The organism is Pseudomonas sp. UMAB-40 (assembly GCF_900095275.1).
Classification (GTDB): Bacteria; Pseudomonadota; Gammaproteobacteria; order Pseudomonadales; family Pseudomonadaceae; genus Aquipseudomonas; species Aquipseudomonas mandelii_B.
Genome location: NZ_LT607563.1, coordinates 117,852 through 135,169 on the forward strand (window position 1 = coordinate 117,852; position 17,318 = coordinate 135,169).

19 protein-coding genes are annotated in these 17,318 nt (G+C 58.6%); 10 read left to right on the forward strand and 9 right to left on the reverse strand.

All coding sequences use genetic code 11. The annotated features are described in order from the left end of the window. Positions 1-133 precede the first annotated feature (133 nt). The 4 genes from K0F88_RS18985 to K0F88_RS19000 form a co-directional block, all read right to left on the reverse strand. Positions 134-628 carry a GreA/GreB family elongation factor gene (locus K0F88_RS18985; protein WP_094470556.1) on the reverse strand — a complete coding sequence of 165 codons (495 nt, stop codon included), beginning with the start codon at positions 626-628 and terminating at the stop codon, positions 134-136. A gap of 70 nt (positions 629-698) precedes the next feature. Continuing rightward, positions 699-1,055: a hypothetical protein gene (locus K0F88_RS18990; RefSeq protein WP_094470557.1), complete on the reverse strand. Its 357-nt coding sequence runs from the start codon at positions 1,053-1,055 to the stop codon at positions 699-701. A 156-nt stretch (positions 1,056-1,211) separates the two neighbouring features. After that, positions 1,212-3,065, reverse strand: coding sequence for a DUF4105 domain-containing protein (locus tag K0F88_RS18995; RefSeq protein WP_219096084.1), 1,854 nt, complete (start codon positions 3,063-3,065; stop codon positions 1,212-1,214). 93 nt (positions 3,066-3,158) lie between these two features. Next, positions 3,159-3,647, reverse strand: coding sequence for a DUF3015 domain-containing protein (locus K0F88_RS19000; protein ID WP_219096085.1), 489 nt, complete (start codon positions 3,645-3,647; stop codon positions 3,159-3,161). Positions 3,648-3,923: 276 nt separating this feature from the next. On the opposite strand from K0F88_RS19000, the gene K0F88_RS19005 reads away from it, so the two are divergent. Together K0F88_RS19005 and K0F88_RS19010 are read left to right on the forward strand one after the other, a co-directional pair. Then, positions 3,924-6,362 carry a Lon protease family protein gene (locus K0F88_RS19005; RefSeq protein WP_219096086.1) on the forward strand — a complete coding sequence of 813 codons (2,439 nt, stop codon included), beginning with the start codon at positions 3,924-3,926 and terminating at the stop codon, positions 6,360-6,362. Between the two features lie 316 nt (positions 6,363-6,678). Further along, positions 6,679-6,999: a hypothetical protein gene (locus K0F88_RS19010; protein WP_010467520.1), complete on the forward strand. Its 321-nt coding sequence runs from the start codon at positions 6,679-6,681 to the stop codon at positions 6,997-6,999. Between the two features lie 24 nt (positions 7,000-7,023). Here the strand turns inward: K0F88_RS19010 and K0F88_RS19015 are convergent, their stop codons facing one another. Further along, the gene (locus tag K0F88_RS19015; protein ID WP_219096087.1) at positions 7,024-8,853 is read right to left on the reverse strand and encodes a hypothetical protein; all 1,830 of its coding nucleotides are present in this window, start codon (positions 8,851-8,853) and stop codon (positions 7,024-7,026) included. Between the two features lie 159 nt (positions 8,854-9,012). Between K0F88_RS19015 and K0F88_RS19020 the strand changes: the two genes are divergently transcribed. The 3 genes from K0F88_RS19020 (at position 9,013) to K0F88_RS19030 (ending at position 10,761) form a co-directional block, all read left to right on the forward strand. Continuing rightward, positions 9,013-9,501 (forward strand): TIGR00645 family protein, encoded by a 489-nt coding sequence (locus K0F88_RS19020; RefSeq protein ID WP_149418392.1) that lies wholly within the window; start codon positions 9,013-9,015, stop codon positions 9,499-9,501. A 209-nt stretch (positions 9,502-9,710) separates the two neighbouring features. Beyond that, entirely contained in the window at positions 9,711-10,022 is a 312-nt protein-coding gene (locus K0F88_RS19025; protein WP_094470564.1) for a DUF6482 family protein, read from the forward strand. Between the two features lie 121 nt (positions 10,023-10,143). Further along, positions 10,144-10,761, forward strand: coding sequence for an FKBP-type peptidyl-prolyl cis-trans isomerase (locus K0F88_RS19030; protein WP_010467525.1), 618 nt, complete (start codon positions 10,144-10,146; stop codon positions 10,759-10,761). 112 nt (positions 10,762-10,873) lie between these two features. On the opposite strand, the gene K0F88_RS19035 is transcribed toward K0F88_RS19030, so the two are convergent. The 3 genes from K0F88_RS19035 to K0F88_RS19045 form a co-directional block, all read right to left on the reverse strand. Then, on the reverse strand, positions 10,874-11,131 hold the full coding sequence (locus K0F88_RS19035) for a hypothetical protein (protein ID WP_084319505.1): 258 nt from the start codon (positions 11,129-11,131) through the stop codon (positions 10,874-10,876). A gap of 206 nt (positions 11,132-11,337) precedes the next feature. Next, on the reverse strand, positions 11,338-11,679 hold the full coding sequence (locus K0F88_RS19040; RefSeq protein WP_010467527.1) for a zinc ribbon domain-containing protein YjdM: 342 nt from the start codon (positions 11,677-11,679) through the stop codon (positions 11,338-11,340). Between the two features lie 188 nt (positions 11,680-11,867). After that, on the reverse strand, positions 11,868-12,836 hold the full coding sequence (locus tag K0F88_RS19045; protein WP_219096088.1) for a polyprenyl synthetase family protein: 969 nt from the start codon (positions 12,834-12,836) through the stop codon (positions 11,868-11,870). A gap of 240 nt (positions 12,837-13,076) precedes the next feature. Here K0F88_RS19045 and rplU point away from each other — a divergent pair, with 240 nt between their 5' ends. The 5 genes from rplU (at position 13,077) to K0F88_RS19070 (ending at position 16,851) form a co-directional block, all read left to right on the forward strand. Beyond that, positions 13,077-13,391, forward strand: coding sequence for a 50S ribosomal protein L21 (rplU, locus tag K0F88_RS19050; RefSeq protein ID WP_003176051.1), 315 nt, complete (start codon positions 13,077-13,079; stop codon positions 13,389-13,391). A gap of 34 nt (positions 13,392-13,425) precedes the next feature. Then, the gene (rpmA, locus tag K0F88_RS19055) at positions 13,426-13,701 is read left to right on the forward strand and encodes a 50S ribosomal protein L27 (protein WP_003215862.1); all 276 of its coding nucleotides are present in this window, start codon (positions 13,426-13,428) and stop codon (positions 13,699-13,701) included. 193 nt (positions 13,702-13,894) lie between these two features. Continuing rightward, entirely contained in the window at positions 13,895-15,118 is a 1,224-nt protein-coding gene (cgtA, locus tag K0F88_RS19060; RefSeq protein ID WP_010467530.1) for an Obg family GTPase CgtA, read from the forward strand. A 137-nt stretch (positions 15,119-15,255) separates the two neighbouring features. Further along, the gene (gene proB / locus K0F88_RS19065; protein ID WP_219096089.1) at positions 15,256-16,374 is read left to right on the forward strand and encodes a glutamate 5-kinase; all 1,119 of its coding nucleotides are present in this window, start codon (positions 15,256-15,258) and stop codon (positions 16,372-16,374) included. Between the two features lie 12 nt (positions 16,375-16,386). Continuing rightward, positions 16,387-16,851 (forward strand): CreA family protein, encoded by a 465-nt coding sequence (locus K0F88_RS19070; RefSeq protein WP_219096090.1) that lies wholly within the window; start codon positions 16,387-16,389, stop codon positions 16,849-16,851. Positions 16,852-17,038: 187 nt separating this feature from the next. Here the strand turns inward: K0F88_RS19070 and rpsT are convergent, their stop codons facing one another. After that, positions 17,039-17,317, reverse strand: coding sequence for a 30S ribosomal protein S20 (rpsT, locus tag K0F88_RS19075; protein ID WP_008154937.1), 279 nt, complete (start codon positions 17,315-17,317; stop codon positions 17,039-17,041). Between the last annotated feature and the right edge of the window lies 1 nt (position 17,318).

A 17,318-nucleotide genomic window follows, 5' to 3' on the forward strand; every position in this document is an offset into this window, starting at 1 on the left:
TTCAGGGCTCCGTTTTTTTATGGCTTTCAGTTACACCGTGGCGCGGCCATCGCAGGCAAGCCAGCTCCCACATGATCTTCAGTGAACATATACCCCTGTGGGAGCGGGCTTGCCCGCGATGGGGTCCTGAAGATCACCCGATTTCTATGCCCAGAACCTCAATCACCAAATCCCCCACCGGCCGCTTCCACACCACCTCGTCCCCGACCTGAGCGCCCAACAGCGCCCGTCCCAGCGGCGAGCCCCAGTTGATCAGCCCGCTCGCGGCATCCGCCTGGTCCTCACCGACCAACTGCACACGTTGTTCGTGGCCCTGTTCATCGGCAAACGTTACCCACGCGCCAATCTGCACTTTGTCGGTCGAGGAGGCCGGTACGACCAACTGAGCGCTTTGCAGGCGTTGATTGAAATACCGCCAGTCACGCTCCAGGTCGGCCTGGCGCTGTTTGTCTGCGAGTTCGCCTTTCGCATTCTGTCCATTGAGCAGGTTTTGCACTTCGGCGACTTTCGCCTGAAGCTGCGCCAGCCCGGCGGGCGTGACGTAATTGGGCTGTGCGCTGACCTGCCGTTCGACTGGCTGATCGGCTTGCGCGGCGGCGTTATCTTCATTGACGAAAGCGCGACTCATGGTTTTCTCCCGTTATAGGGTTTGGGCCATGGTTGCAGGCTTTTAGTTTCGATGGATGTCTGTCAGCGACTCATTGCGAGCGATAGGCTCGGGCGGCGCCCTGGTCCTTTTGCTGTTGCCAGGCTTTGTCGCGGTCGTCCCAATGGTGGCTGCGATAGTCCTCGCGATCCTCGCTTTCGCGCATGGCCTGGCATTGGCGAAAACCGTCGCTCCAGCCTTCGGCGTACTGCTTGTCCTTGAGATAGCGCGGGACGTTCTTGCGAAATTCCCCGGTGATTGCCCCGGCGGCTTGTCGGCCACTGCTGCAACCGTCATCGAAACCATCGGCGAACGCCGGTGGATAACCCTTGGCGATCAAATCCTCGTGGGTCGTCTGGCAACCCGCGATCAACATCAACAATCCCAGCACACCTGCGCAACGCCACATCTTGGACTCCCGGGCTGTTAGAAGCCCTATGGGTGAAGTCTACGAATGAAATTGTCAGGCGATCGTGAAAGGCGTGTGATCAATCTGTTTGCCACCACAAATCCCTTGTGGGAGCGAGCAGGCTCGCTCCCACATTGGTTTTGCGGTGGATTCGGATCAGTAGTGATACCACTTCACTTCAAGCATCACTTCGTTCTCGGGCGAGGCGAGGTGGCTGAATTCGCGTTGAGCACTCAGGCGCAGGCCCAGGTTGCGCGACAGTTCCCACTGCTGGTTGAGGCTCACACTGCGGCGCACCTCGCCGTTAGTGAAGAAATCGCCCTTGGCTTCCAGGCTGAAATTGCCCAGTGGGTTTTTCCACAGCAGACCGCTGTTGAAACCTGCCGCCGGTGCGATAAAACCCGCGAAATCGTTGTTGTGTTCGACACGCACGGTGCCCAGTGCAAAGCCGAGCATGTCTTCGCCCAACTGCCAGGTGCCGCCGCCACCGCCGTTGACGTGGCTGACCAGCGTTTCATCGTCATGCTTGCCCGGCACGCGTTCCAGACCGCCGGTGACTTGCCACGAGAGCGGCTGCAACAGCTCATTGCGCGGTGTCAGGGAGCGAATGGTCGCCAGGTCCAGTTGCTGGAACTGCCAGTGATTGCCTTCGTACTGGCGCAGTTTCATCTGCAGGATTTCGATCTGCGCACCGAGCGGGAAGCTCTCGGCGTTATCGTTGAGGTCGTGATACGCCATGCGCAGGCCATATTCGCCAAAGGCCTTGTCGCCCCGGGTCCCGATGCCGGCCTGCCAGGTGCGGGATTCATGACCGTCCTCGGGCAGGCCGGGTCTTGGGATGTCCAGCTCAGGGGCGGGGTTCTGGTTGATCGCCCGCAGCAGTTCGAAACTGCGCTGCGCCCGCTCAGGATCGCGCTCCTGACCGTTGGCGCGATAGCGTTCGAGTCGGTAAGCCGCATCGATGATCAGCGCCTGACGGTCGCGCGGTTGGGCCTTGAACGCGGGCGTCTGCAATTGCTTCTGGTCGGCGCTGACTTTCAGCACCCACTCCTGTTCTTCGTCAGTCAACGGCTCGGCGCGGCTGAGCAGCTCCCGTTCACGGGACGGACGATACTGAATGGATTCCACCAGTCCGGCTTCTTTCACGGCTTTGACGGTATCGGTCGGAATGGCCGTCAGCGGGAACTGTTCGGTCAGGCGCAGGCTTGGCCGCGCCACTTGCAGCAGCTCGAGCAGGCGATAGGAACAGTTTTCGTCGAAAAAGAAATAGTCGAACTGGATCTGCTTCAACTCCCAGACGTGCTCGACCATGCGCTCGGTTTCTGCCTGCGTCAGGTTCAGCCGGTATTCCCACAGGTCCCTGTTCTCGAGGCTGCGGTATTCCGAGAGTTTTTCCTGGTACGGCACCAGCGCGAATAGCCCCGGATAGCCACCCATCAAACCTTTCCAGGCGTAGAGGATGCTGTTGTCCGAGCCTTCGATGTACGCGCCGAAGTTGATCGCGTAACTGAGCAGCGCGGTGTGATCACTCTGCACATCGGCCTGGTCGATGCGCAGCAAGGTATGGCCGAACATCGATGATGGACTGTTCAGGTACGCCGCCGGGAAAATCATCACCGCGCTATGGGGCGAGACATCCTTGAACCATTGCTTGAACTCAGTGCAATCGAGCGTCGGCAAATCAGTCAGGTTGAGCTGCGCTTTCAACCAGCGGGTGCGCGCCGGGTAGACACATTGCGCATGTTGTTCGCCCGCACTGGCCGGGGCGTACAGCGCCTGCACGGTGGCCGCCAGTTCGCGGTCGGGGTGTTCGTTGCCGTCGGGTGCGAGAAAGAACTTTTTGTCGCTGACATAGCTGCGCCAGCCGCCCAGTTTGGCGGTTTCGTAATGGCCCAGGGAAATCCAGAAAGGGTCGTTGGCCAATTGCTGCAAACGTTGATTGTCGACATGTGGCGCGGCGGACAGCGGGGCGCAGACACAGAGCGCCAGCCAGGCAAGGCGTTTGAGCATAGTGGGCAACTTAAGTCGAAAAAAAACAAAGACCCAAAGAGGGCAGGTCCAAAAAACAAAACCCGCTCCCCGAAAGGAGCGGGCGGGTCGAGCTTAAGCTTGAGTAGCGTACTTGGCCAGACGCGGATCGTTCTTCAGAACGGCCAGGGTGTTGGTATGCACGTCGTCAGCGGTCACGTCAGCCTTGCTGAAGATCTGCTGGAAGTGCTCGTGAGTCACGGCAGCGAAGTGCGCACGGTCTTCCGGCGCCACGCCCAGTACCACGGCGTAGGTCGTCAGCGCTTCGCCGTTACCTTTGGCCATGTCTTCGGACAGCTCGTTCATCATGCCATTCATGGCAAACCAGGATTTGCCGCCATAAGTCAGCGACGCATTAGTCGAGCAACCGTTGGTACCAGAGGTCATACCGAAGGTTGCGTTGCCGGAAGTGCCGTTGGTGGTGGATGCCAGGAAGTGAGCCGGGGTGCCACGCTGACCTTCAAACAGCATGTTGCCCCAACCGCAATCCGGGCCGCCTGGCGCCTGCGCCATGGCGTTGATGGATACAGCGGTGAAGAGAGTACCGAGAAGAATCCGTTTCATAGCTATGTTCTCTTTATGTGCATACCAATGGACAAGGGGTCTGGCCCAATCCGGCGCCAGTGGGCCAGTTATTAATCCAGCCGCGCAGTTTGGAGTTTAGGCACGTTCCCGGGGTTCCGTGATTTTTTGCAAAACATTCGTTGAAATCATCGATTTGCACCCGGCCGGCCTGGAGATGACGTTTTGTCTATGCTTTGGCTGGAGGCGCGCCTTGCAAGTGAGGTATGGGCAGCGCCAGAATGCCGCTATCTGCCCCGCCTGATGTAAGGAAGCCCGATGCCTGATCCTGTTGCTGCCAGCTTGCGTCTAGCGCCTGAAGCGCTGACCCGTCCGTTTTCCGCTGAACAGTTCAGCTTCTCTACCACCAATGATCTGGAGCCCTTCCGCGGTGTGCTTGGCCAGGAACGTGCTGTTGAAGCCCTGCAATTCGGTGTGGCCATGCCACGCCCCGGTTACAACGTATTCGTCATGGGTGAACCCGGCACCGGCCGGTTTTCGTTCGTCAAACGCTACCTGAAAGCCGAAGGCAAACGCCTGCAGACCCCGGCCGACTGGGTCTACGTCAATAATTTCGATGAGCCTCGCGAGCCCCGCGCGCTGGAATTGCCATCGGGTACCGCTGGCGCCTTCATCGGTGACATCAACGGCTTGATCGACAACCTGCTGGCGACCTTTCCGGCAGTGTTCGAGCACCCGTCCTACCAGCAGAAAAAGAGCGCCATCGACCGCGCCTTCAACCAGCGCTACGACAAGGCACTGGACGTGATCGAGCGCCTGGCGTTGGAGAAAGAAGTCGCGCTTTACCGCGACGCCAGCAACATCGCATTCACGCCGATGAGCGAAGGCAAGGCCCTGGACGAAGCGGAATTCGCCCAGTTGCCGGAAGCCGAACGTGAGCGTTTCCACGACGATATTTCAGGTCTGGAGGAGCGACTGAACGAAGAGCTCGCCAGCCTGCCGCAATGGAAACGCGAGTCGAGCAATCAACTGCGCCACCTCAACGAAGAAACCATCACGTTGGCCTTGCAGCCGTTGTTGTCGCCGTTGTCGGAGAAATACGCCGAGAACGCCGCCGTTTGCGGTTACCTGCAAGCCATGCAGGTTTATCTGCTCAAGACTGTGGTCGAGCAACTGGTGGACGACAGCAAGACTGACGCCATCGCCCGCAAATTGCTGGAAGAGCAATACGCCCCGAGTCTGGTGGTCGGTCATTCGTCCAGCGGTGGTGCGCCGGTGGTTTTCGAGCCGCACCCGACTTACGAAAACCTGTTTGGCCGCATCGAATACAGCACCGATCAGGGCGCGCTGTACACGACCTATCGGCAGCTGCGTCCGGGTGCATTGCACCGGGCCAACGGCGGCTTCCTGATCCTTGAAGCGGAAAAAATGCTCAGCGAGCCGTTCGTGTGGGATGCGCTCAAACGCGCCCTGCAATCGCGTAAGCTGAAAATGGAATCGCCGCTCGGTGAACTGGGTCGCCTGGCCACGGTGACCCTGACCCCGCAACACATTCCGTTGCAGGTCAAAGTCGTCATCATCGGTGCGCGTCAGCTGTATTACACGCTGCAAGACCTCGATCCGGACTTCCAGGAGATGTTCCGCGTCCTGGTGGACTTCGACGAAGACATCCCGATGGTCGATGAGAGCCTGGAGCAGTTCGCCCAGTTGCTTAAAACCCGCACCTCGGAAGAAGGCATGGCGCCGCTGACGGCTGATGCCGTGGCACGCCTGGCGACTTACAGCGCGCGCCTGGCCGAACACCAGGGACGTTTGTCGGCGCGCATTGGTGATCTGTTCCAGCTGGTCAGCGAGGCGGATTTCATTCGTCACCTGGCGGGGGACGAGATGACCGATGCCGGGCATATCGAGCGGGCGCTCAAGGCCAAGGCTACCCGTACCGGGCGGGTCTCGGCGCGGATTCTGGATGACATGCTGGCCGGGATCATCCTGATCGACACGCACGGCGCCGCCGTCGGCAAGTGCAACGGGCTGACCGTGCTGGAAGTCGGCGACTCGGCGTTCGGTGTGCCGGCGCGGATTTCCGCCACGGTCTACCCGGGCGGCAGCGGCATCGTCGACATCGAGCGCGAGGTCAACCTCGGCCAGCCGATTCACTCCAAGGGCGTGATGATCCTCACCGGGTATCTGGGCAGCCGCTACGCCCAGGAATTCCCGCTGGCGATTTCCGCGAGTATCGCGCTGGAGCAATCCTACGGTTACGTCGATGGCGACAGTGCGTCGCTGGGCGAGGCGTGCACGCTGATTTCGGCCCTGTCGAAAACGCCGCTCAAGCAATGCTTTGCGATCACCGGCTCGATCAACCAGTTCGGTGAAGTGCAGGCGGTGGGCGGGGTCAACGAGAAGATCGAAGGGTTCTTCCGGCTCTGCGAAGCCCGCGGGCTGACCGGTGAACAGGGGGCAATCATTCCGCAGGCCAACGTCGCTACGCTGATGCTCGACGAGAAGGTGCTCTCGGCAGTGCGTGCGGGGCAGTTCCATGTCTACGCCGTGCGCCAGGCTGACGAGGCGTTGAGCCTGTTGGTCGGCGAGCCGGCCGGTGCGCCGGATGCCGATGGCCAGTTCCCCGAAGGGAGTGTTAACGCACGGGTGGTGGAACGCTTGCGCGTGATCGCGGAAATGATCAGCGAAGAAGACCTCAAGGAAGCCGAGAAGGAAGCGGCGCTGGAGGCACTGGTCGAGGCCAAGCCGGCCTGACCAAGCTGAGGAATACACCGATACCCTGTGGGAGCGAGCTTGCTCGCGATGAGGGACTGACATTCAACATGTTTGTTGGCTGGAAGTCCGCCATCGCGAGCAAGCTCGCTCCCACAGGTTTTGTATTCGCTACCCGATCAGTGCCATCACTCTGACGTCAAGATTCACACAATGACCATTCGGCGCCTTCTGGTCTCACTTGACGTGCTAGTCAAACTTTTCTTCTATTCTCAGCTCAAGGATATCGACAGTAATCACTGGATCGAGACAGCCTTCCCGTGGGGGCTGAATACCGGATCTACCGAGGGTCGCCGCCATGTCGCGCAACCTCTGCCTCACCCGTCAATGCCTGGGTCTTGTGACCCGTATCGAGTGTGCCATCCGCCCGTTGGCGGGGGATACGGGCATGTGGACCTTGCTCTTCGCCGCCGGAATGGCCGGCGAACAACCTTCCGCCATCAAGGCGCAGGGACCGTTTCATGGGCCTTTCGTGGCGGAGTCCATCCTCGACACGATTGTCGAAAGCCTGACGCTGCATGGCTACGAACTGGCCGATGACCCACAAATCTGGTGCCTGCACCTGCAAGCCCAGCTGCGGGAAATCAACGGGGGCCGTTGCCGCAACCTCAATGGCTGAGTTCGGCGCGGCCACTGAAACCGGCTATTGATCAAGGTGGCTCAAATCCGCCTTGGCCAGTTTGACCTCGAAACCATATTGCACCGTGGTGAGGTCGGTTCGCTGATAGGTTTCCAGACGTGTTGGCTGGCCATAGAAGTAATGCGCGGCAAATAACGCCGGGCCTTCTGCGCTCGCGTCATGAGTGACCGAAAGAATTTCTTTCAGATAGTTTCCAGAGTCGTCCTTGGCGAAAAATCGCCAGTCCTGGGCAGGAAACAGCTTCAAATCAACCACCAAGGCATTGCCTTTGAGTTCCAGGCCTTTGGGCAGCGCATGGGCGTCGAGCGTTTGTTTGGCGACAGTCGCCAGAAACAGCGGCATGGAACCCACTGCATAGGCCGGTGTTTCCGGAAACAGGTTCAAGTCATAGGTGATGGCGCCACGTAGCGGATCGACCTCGTAAGCCTCAGGCGGCAGCTCGATCGGCTCATCGCGTTTGCCGCTGCCATCCTCCGTAAAGAACGTGACCGGGCTATCGCCAGCGCTGAGAGATGTGCCGAGCAGCTCGTCATTGAAGCTTCTGGGGTGATCGAACTCAATGCGCGCGGCGCTGGGGTCGTCCACCGCCTGACTGACGATGACGCCTTTCTTCAGCTGTTCCTCACTCAATGTCGCGCCCTTGAGCCAGGTCGGGGCCTGATCGTCGTACACCACCACCGGCAGGGTCAGTGGCTGGATGGTTTTTTCCGTGGTGTGTGAGTCGAAGCGGCGAACCGGCAGGTTCAGGTCCTTGCGGGTCACCGTGGCGGCCGAGAAGTCCAGTACGCTGACTTCAACGGTTTCGACCGGGCCGTTGAAATACACCTTGGTGTAATGATTCTTCTGCTGGGCCTCGAAGGTGCGCTGTTCTTCGTCGATCTGCTTTTCGAAGGTCTCGCTCCAGGCTTTCTGCTGCTGAATTTTCGCCAGTTGTTTTTGATAGAAGGCGATTTGTGCAGCGGTTTCATTGATCGAACCCGAGCGCGAGAGGAATTGCCCGGTGATGTCCCTGGCCTGGACGATCAGCGGGTTCAACGGTGTTTCGCTGACTTCCGGGGCCAGTGGCGCGCTGTTGTTGAATTCGATTTCGGCGTAGTTGTTGCCCAGTTTCAGCAAGGTCACGCTGAGGTTGTCGTTGGTGCGGGTCTGGCCAACGTCTTTTTTCGTCAGGTCGAAGGTGTAGAGCCGGCGAGGGGCGATGACCTCGACCTTGCCTTGCAGGCTCACCGGTTGGGGCTGGTTCTTGTTGTCCATGTCCAGGCCGTCGATGAACGGATAAGTCACCGTCAGATCATCCGGGTTGGTCAGGTTGGAACTCGAGGGGCTCAGCTGAATGCCGGGATCGGTTTCCGACCATTCCGGCTGGAACGCGATGACGCGCTTGTTGCTCAAGGTCACCGATTGCCATTCCAGGCCATGGGGAAAGAGAAACGCGGCCGGAATGTTGAAGTTGAAAGGGAACACCGGTTGCAGGTCGGTCAGGTAGTCGGATCCGGAATCCTTGTGCAGCACGAACAGGCCATTGATGTAGGTGTCGACCAAAGCCTGAGGCGTGGGGTAGTGCTTGAGCACGGCGAGAACGTCTTCGCCGTATTCGGTTTCCACGGGTTTGCTGTCGAGCTTGAGTTGCGCACGCTCGAGCAACAGCAGAGAACCGCCGAGTTCGGCAACGGCATCCTTGAGCTTCGGATCCTCAATCGCATCCAGAGACTTCTCGAACTGCGCGGTCTTTTCCTCGAGGCTGATCTGGCGCTTCTCATCGCTGGGTGAGCAGCCGCTCATCAGCAGGGCCAGGCAAATGCCGGCACTCGTTATTGGCAATCGCACACCCATTTCCAGTCTTCCTGTCCGATGTCGCTGAGCGGTCAATAGTCTGGACACTAGCAGAAAAACTTTGTGGCACACGCGCAGGCTGCGGATTTGCCGACGGTTTCTGGGTGTTACGGGGGACTGTTATACTCGCGGCCATTTTCAGCCCACGTGTGAGATTCAATGGAACGCTTTATCGAAAATGCAATGTATGCCTCGCGCTGGCTGTTGGCGCCGATCTACTTCGGTCTGTCCCTTGGACTACTGGCGCTGGCGCTGAAATTCTTCCAGGAGGTTTTCCACGTCATCCCTAACGTATTCTCGATGGCCGAGTCGGACCTGATCCTGGTGCTGCTGTCGCTGATCGACATGGCGCTGGTGGGTGGTTTGCTGGTGATGGTGATGATTTCCGGTTACGAGAACTTCGTTTCCCAACTGGACATCGACGACGACAAGGAAAAGCTCAACTGGTTGGGCACCATGGATTCGTCTTCGCTGAAGATGAAAGTGGCGGCCTCCATCGTGGCGATTTCGTCGATCCACCTGCTGCGGATCTTCATGGACGCCAAGAACGTCGATCCCGAGCATTTGAAGTGGTACGTGATCATTCACATGACGTTCGTCGTGTCGGCGTTTGCCATGGGCTACCTGGACAAACTCACCAAGCACTGACGCTCACAAAGCCCTGTAGGAGCGAGGCTTGCCCGCGAAGGGGCTGTGTCAGTCGTTATAGCTGTTGCCCGTCACACCGCCTTCGCGGGCAAGTCTCGCTCCTACAGTCAGGTGCAAACAGACGGGCGGTGTCGTTTGTGGCTTGTACTTTGAGGTGTCGAGGCCTATGCATGTATTGATATTGGCTTGACACTGTAAGAGGTGCCTTCATGAACTTCGTTGAGTTGCGCGCTTATGCCATCGCCGGGAAAATCGATGAGCTGAACCTGATCTCCATGGAAGGCGGAATCTATCTGCTGGAGGCTCGCATGCACGGCGCGGCGTATCCCTTGAGTGATGCCCGCGGCGAAATGTTTCACCTGCGTTCGGTCGAGCATGCGCGCGAGGTGCTTCATGCCTTCCCCTCCTTGCCATTCAACCTTGTGCACACCTCGGTTCATGATGAGATGTGTGGGCTCGGTGCCAGTGCCGAGGAAAGCCTGAAAGTTCCGATTGCCTTCCGTTCTGCCTGGCACCACTGACAGCTCTGATCAACGCAACGGCATCTGTGCTAGTCTGCTGGCCCTTTTGGTTCCGGGCGCTCCGGGACGCGCTGTGCACGCACGGCAAGTTCCCGGGCCGTCCGCACAGCGGAGCAGTGTTATGTCCGAAGTAAATCTGTCCACCGACGAAACCCGCGTCAGCTACGGCATTGGCCGTCAGCTGGGTGATCAACTGCGCGACAACCCGCCACCGGGCGTTAACCTGGACGCGATCCTGGCTGGCCTGACCGACGCATTCGCCGGTAAGCCTAGCCGTGTGGGTCAGGAAGAAATGTCCGCCAGCTTCAAGGTGATCCGCGAAATCATGCAAGCCGAAGCAGCCGCAAAAGCTGAAGCGGCCGCTGGCGAAGGCCTGGCTTTCCTGGCTGAAAACGCCAAGCGTGACGGCATCACCACCTTGGCTTCGGGCCTGCAATTCGAAGTGCTGACTCAAGGTGAAGGCGCCAAGCCAACCCGTGAAGATCAAGTGCGCACTCACTACCACGGCACCCTGATCGACGGCACTGTATTCGACAGTTCCTACGATCGTGGCCAGCCTGCAGAATTCCCGGTTGGCGGCGTGATCGCTGGCTGGACCGAAGCCCTGCAACTGATGAACGCCGGTAGCAAATGGCGTCTGTACGTGCCGAGCGAACTGGCTTACGGCGCTCAAGGCGTTGGCAGCATTCCGCCGCACAGCGTTCTGGTATTCGACGTCGAACTGCTCGACGTTTTGTAAGCATGATTACCTTGTAGGAGCCGGCTTGCTGGCGATGGCATCACCGCGGTGTTCCTGAAGCACCCCGGCGCCTGGATCGCCAGCAAGCCGGCTCCTACAGGTTTTGTGTTGCTCATACTTCAATCTTGTGGTTCAGATCGCTCGTCGGGCGCAACGCCCGGGCGTAGCAGAACAGAAACAGATTGCGCACCAGTTCCTTGAGCACCACCGGCTCGCTGGAACTCAAGCCGTTGACGTCCAGATCACCCTGATCCTGCAGCTCGTTCAAGGCTTCTTCTTCAAGCACCGCACAGACTTCCCCGGTTTCCCGATGCAGGATCCTGAGGTAGGGGTGTGGGCGGTCCAGCCAGGCGTCGATCAAATAAGTCATGGGTCTCATCTCCATTGATGGGTTTCAATGAGAATAATTCTTATTCATCAAATAGCAAGGACCTATTGGCAGTTTGAGATTTTTTCCGGGTAAAGATTGCGTAAGGTCAAAACGGCTGGCGTTTGGCTATTGCGAGGATTTGTCAGGAGAGGTGGGGTAGGGTGAAGCACCATCCCACGCAGGGCGCGGGATGGAAGACAACAGACTCAGACTTTTCTGACGAACTCGGATTTGAGCTTCATCGGGCCGATGCCGTCGATCTTGCAGTCGATGTCGTGATCGCCATCGCACAAGCGGATGTTCTTGACCTTGGTGCCGACCTTGACCACCAGCGACGTGCCTTTGACCTTCAGGTCCTTAATCACGGTGATGGTGTCGCCGTCCTGCAGGACGTTGCCGACCGAATCCTTTTTCACGGTGTCATCGGACGCCGCTTCGGCTTCGCCGCTGGCGGACCACTCGTGGGCGCACTCGGGGCAGATCAGCTGCGCGCCGTCTTCATAGGTGTATTCGGAATTGCATTTTGGGCAGGGTGGCAACGTGCTCACTAAAGCTCCTTGGATTGAGGATCGCTAAAAAGCGCACATTGTATAGGGTTTTAGACGGGAGAGGGCTGGACGCTGATAAACCTGTGGGAGCGAGCTTGCTCGCGATTGCGGTGCGTCAGTCAGCAACAGTGTCGACTGGCAGATTGCAATCGCGAGCAAGCTCGCTCCCACAGGGTGTTGCAGTGCTGTTAGTGCGTACGGGCGACCGCAAATTCGCTCAATTCAACCAGCGCATCGCGGTATTCGCTGGCTGGCAGCGCGTCGAGGCATTTGATCGCGCGGGCCACGTAATCACGGGCCAGATTTGCGGTGTAATCCAGCGAACCGGATGCTTCGACGGCTTCGCGGATGCTTTCCAGGTCTTCGATGCCGCCTTTCTGGATCGCCTTGCGCACCAGGGCTGCCTGTTCCGGCGTGCCTTCGCGCATGGTGAAGATCAGTGGCAGGGTCGGCTTGCCTTCGGCCAGATCGTCACCGACGTTCTTGCCCAGGGTTTCCGCGTCACCCTTGTAGTCCAGCAGGTCGTCGACCAGTTGGAAGGCCACGCCCAGATGATCGCCAAACGTACGGAGGGCTTCAGCCTGTTCCGCTGTGGCTTCGCAGAGCGCGGCAGCACTGTGGGTCGACGCCTCGAAGAGCATCGCGGTTTTGCCGCGGATGACTTCCATGTAGGTTTCTTCGGTGGTGCTGGCGTCACGGACCTTGGACAGCTGCAACACTTCGCCTTCGGCGATGATGCGCGTGGCTTGCGAAAGGATTTTCATCACCGGCATGGAGCCCAGTTCGACCATCATTTCGAAGGAGCGCGAATACAGGAAGTCGCCCACCAGCACGCTTGGCGCGTTGCCCCACATGGCGTTGGCGGTCGAGCGGCCACGGCGCATGCCGGACATGTCGACCACATCGTCGTGCAGCAGGGTGGCGGTGTGCAGGAACTCGATGGTCGCGGCCAGCAGGCGCAGGTCATCGCCTTCGCGACCCAGGGCCTTGCCACACAGCAACACTAATAGAGGACGCAGGCGTTTACCGCCAGCCGAGGTAATGTAATCGCCGATTTTCGATACCAGCGGCACTCGGGAAGTCAGCTGCTTCTTGATGATGCCGTCGACGGCGCTAAAATCGTCCGCCACCGCGCGGTAGAAAGCTTGGGGTTGCATCAGCGACAGTTGCTCCAGAAGGGTTGCGCGGCATGCTAGGACCCACGTCGGCGGGTGTCAAGGCACGATGGACGGCCCCTTGCATCGCCCCGGCAGCTTGCGTACAATCGCGCACCCTGAACTTCCTGGGCAGCACCTGCCTTACGCAATTGCAAACAGGCCTTCCAGCCTTATGCAGCCATGCCAGCCAATACCTCTTCTTATAAAGAGCTGGGTGAGCAGGATTATCGGAGAAATACCATGTCGTACGCAGTAATTGTTACTGGTGGCAAGCAATACAAGGTCGCCCCAGGTGAATACCTGAAGATCGAAAAACTGGAAATCGCTACCGGCGAATCCGTTACTTTTGATCGCGTTCTGTTGGTCGCCAATGGCGATGACGTGAACATCGGCGCTCCAGTTGTTGCTGGCGCTACCGTTGTGGCTGAAGTGATCTCCCAAGGTCGTCACGATAAAGTCCGCATCATCAAGTTCCGTCGTCGTAAGCACCACATGAAGCGTATGGGCCACCGCCAGTGGTACACCGAGATCAAAATCACCGGTATTCAGGCTTAATTTCAGCCTAATTCCTCACTAGGAGAATTGACTCATGGCACACAAAAAAGCTGGTGGTAGTACCCGTAACGGTCGCGACTCAGAAGCCAAACGCCTTGGCGTGAAGATGTATGGCGGCCAGGTTATCATTCCGGGCAACATCATCGTGCGTCAGCGCGGCACCCAATTCCACGCCGGTTACGGTGTTGGCATGGGTAAAGATCACACTCTGTTCGCTAAAATCGACGGCGTGATCAAGTTCGAAGTAAAAGGCGCTTTCAACCGCCGTTACGTGAGCATTGTCCCGAAGACTGAAGTCGTCGCGGCATAATTGCGTAGTTGCTGGAAAAGCCCTGTCTCGCGACGGGGCTTTTTCGTTTGTGGGGTGAGTCTCTTGCAAAGCTGTTTGTGATGGGCTCCAGCGCTGGATTTGCGGTCGTTGATTGAGGTCGCTGCGCTCATTTTTGCAAGAGTCTTATGTCTAGATTTTTTCGGCTCGTCCGTATGACGAGAGGCGTTTTGTTATGAAGTTTGTTGACGAAGTATCGATTCGAGTAAAGGCCGGTGACGGCGGCAACGGTTGCATGAGCTTCCGTCGCGAGAAATTCATTGAAAACGGTGGCCCGAACGGCGGTGATGGGGGTGATGGCGGCTCGGTCTACATGATCGCCGACGAAAACCTCAACACCCTGGTGGACTACCGTTACACCCGGCACTTCGATGCCGAGCGCGGTTCCAACGGCGGCAGCACCGACTGCACCGGTAAAAAAGGTGAAGAGCTGGTACTGCGTGTTCCGGTCGGCACCACGGTCATCGATTCCGCGACTCAGGAAGTGATCGGCGACCTGACCAAGGCTGGCCAGAAATTGCTGGTGGCTCATGGCGGCTGGCACGGTCTGGGCAACACCCGTTTCAAATCCAGTACCAACCGTGCTCCGCGCCAGACCACTCCGGGTAAACCGGGCGAGGCGCGTGATCTCAAGCTGGAAATGAAAGTATTGGCTGACGTTGGCCTGCTGGGCTTGCCGAACGCCGGTAAAAGTACCTTCATTCGCTCCGTTTCGGCCGCCAAGCCGAAAGTCGCCGACTACCCGTTCACCACGCTGGTGCCGAACCTGGGTGTGGTCAGCGTCGATCGTTGGAAGAGCTTCGTAGTCGCGGATATTCCGGGTCTGATCGAAGGCGCTTCCGATGGCGCGGGCCTGGGGATTCGCTTCCTCAAGCACTTGTCGCGTACCCGTTTGCTGCTGCACCTCGTGGACATGGCGCCGCTGGATGACGCCAGCGCCCCGGATGCTGCTGAAGTGATCGTCAGCGAGTTGACCAAATTCAGCCCGTCCCTGGCTGAGCGTGATCGCTGGTTGGTGCTGAACAAGTGCGACCAGATCCTTGAAGAAGAGCATGACGCTCGCGTCAAGGAAATCGTAGATCGTCTGGAATGGACCGGTCCGGTCTACGTGATCTCGGCCATCTCCAAGCTGGGCACCGAGCGTCTGTGCCACGACATCATGCGTTACATGGAAGACCGTGCTGATCGTCTGGCTAACGACCCGGTCTACAAGGAAGAGTTGGCCGAACTCGATCAGCGCATCGAAGACGAGGCTCGTGCCCAGTTGCAGGCGCTGGATGACCAGCGTGCCCTGCGTCGCAGCGGCGTGAAGTCGGTCCATGACATCGGTGACGATGATTGGGACGAAGAAGATGTGGATGACGAAGACGGTCCGGAAATCATTTACGTGCGTGACTGATTCGTTGCAGTAAACTTAAGCGCCGCTCAATCGAGCGGCGTTTTAGTATCTGGAAATCGATAGTTGGTCACGAATAACCACGAATAACGTTACGGGCAGTGCCAGGTCGCGCTGCCCTCAAGCTAAGGTTGAAGATGATGCGGAGCAAGGTGACAGGTGCGCAGCGTTGGGTCGTGAAGATCGGCAGCGCTTTGCTGACGGCTGACGGCAAGGGCCTGGATCGCGCGGCAATGAGTGTCTGGGTCGAGCAGATGGTGGCGTTGCATGAGGCGGGCGTCGAGCTGGTGCTGGTGTCCTCCGGGGCGGTAGCGGCCGGCATGAGTCGTCTGGGCTGGAGCGTGCGACCCAGTGCAATGCACGAGCTGCAGGCCGCTGCCGCCATCGGTCAGATGGGCCTGGTGCAAGCCTGGGAGTCGAGCTTTGCCGAGCATGGCCGACATACCGCGCAGATTCTCCTGACCCACGACGACTTGTCCGATCGCAAGCGCTACCTGAACGCCCGCAGCACCTTGCGTGCGTTGGTCGAGCTGAAAGTGATCCCGGTGATCAACGAAAACGACACCGTGGTCACCGACGAGATCCGCTTCGGCGATAACGACACCCTGGCGGCGCTGGTGGCCAACCTGGTGGAGGCTGACTTGCTGGTGATCCTTACCGATCGCGACGGCATGTTCGACGCCGATCCGCGTAACAACCCCGACGCCAACCTGATTTACGAAGCGCGCGCCGATGATCCGGCACTGGATGCCGTCGCTGGCGGTACCGGTGGTGCGTTGGGTCGTGGCGGTATGCAGACCAAATTGCGTGCTGCACGTCTGGCTGCGCGTTCCGGTGCGCACACCATCATCGTCGGCGGGCGCATTGAGCGCGTGCTGGACCGTCTGAAGGCTGGCGAGCGCATCGGCACCCTGTTGTCACCTGAGCGCGGCATGCTGGCGGCGCGCAAGCAATGGCTGGCGGGTCATCTGCAAACCCGTGGCACGCTGGTGCTGGATGCGGGGGCGGTGACGGCGCTGTCCCAGGGCAACAAAAGTTTGCTGCCGGTTGGCGTCAAGCTGGTTCAGGGCAGTTTCCGGCGCGGTGAAATGGTGGTGTGCGTGGCGCCGGACGGTCGTGAAATTGCCCGTGGCCTGGCCAACTACAGCGCGCTGGAGGCACAAAAAATCATCGGTCAGTCGTCTGAGGCGATTGTCGGTCTGTTGGGTTACATGGCGGAGCCGGAACTGGTTCACCGCGATAACCTGATTCTGGTCTGAAGGAATATTTGAATGCGTGTGACAAAAGGATTGTTGGGTCTGCTGTTGGCAATGCCGCTGCTGGCCTCGGCCGAGGAGATTGGCCAGGTGTCGACGGTGTTCAAGTTCGTCGGCCCGAACGACCGTATCGTCGTCGAGGCGTTTGATGATCCGAAGGTCGAGGGCGTGACTTGCTATCTTTCGCGAGCCAAGACTGGCGGTGTGAAGGGCGGCTTGGGTCTGGCCGAGGATCGCGCTGAAGCTTCTCTTGCTTGTCGCCAGGTTGGGCCGATCAACTTCAAGGGCGAACTGAAGGATGGCGAAGAGGTGTTCAAGGAGCGCACGTCGCTGGTATTCAAGACGATGCAGGTGGTGCGCTTTCTCGACAAGAAGCGCAATACGCTGGTGTACTTGGTCTACAGCGATCGCTTGATCGAAGGCAGCCCGCAGAATGCGGTGACGGCGATCCCGATCCTGCCGTGGACGCACGCCCAATAAGCCTGACGTACATCCAATTGGGGGAGCGAGCTTGCTCGCGATGACTGGCTAACATTCAACATCTCGGTTGATTGAAAGTCCGCTATCGCGAGCAAGCTCGCTCCCGCATTTTTTTTTGCGTTGTTTGTGCTAAATCGCAGGCAATAAAAAACCGACCCTGAGGTCGGTTTTTCAACAAGCTTATCGCTTATGCGGCAACAGCAAGGTTCAGAGCCTTGACGTGACCGTTCAGGCGGCTCTTATGACGAGCTGCCTTGTTCTTGTGGATGATGCCTTTATCGGCCATACGGTCGATAACTGGCACAGCCAAAACGTAAGCTGCTTGAGCTTTTTCAGCGTCTTTTGCGTCGATGGCCTTAACTACATTCTTGATGTAGGTACGAACCATGGAACGCAGGCTGGCGTTGTGGCTGCGACGCTTCTCAGCCTGTTTTGCACGTTTTTTGGCGGAAGGTGTGTTGGCCACC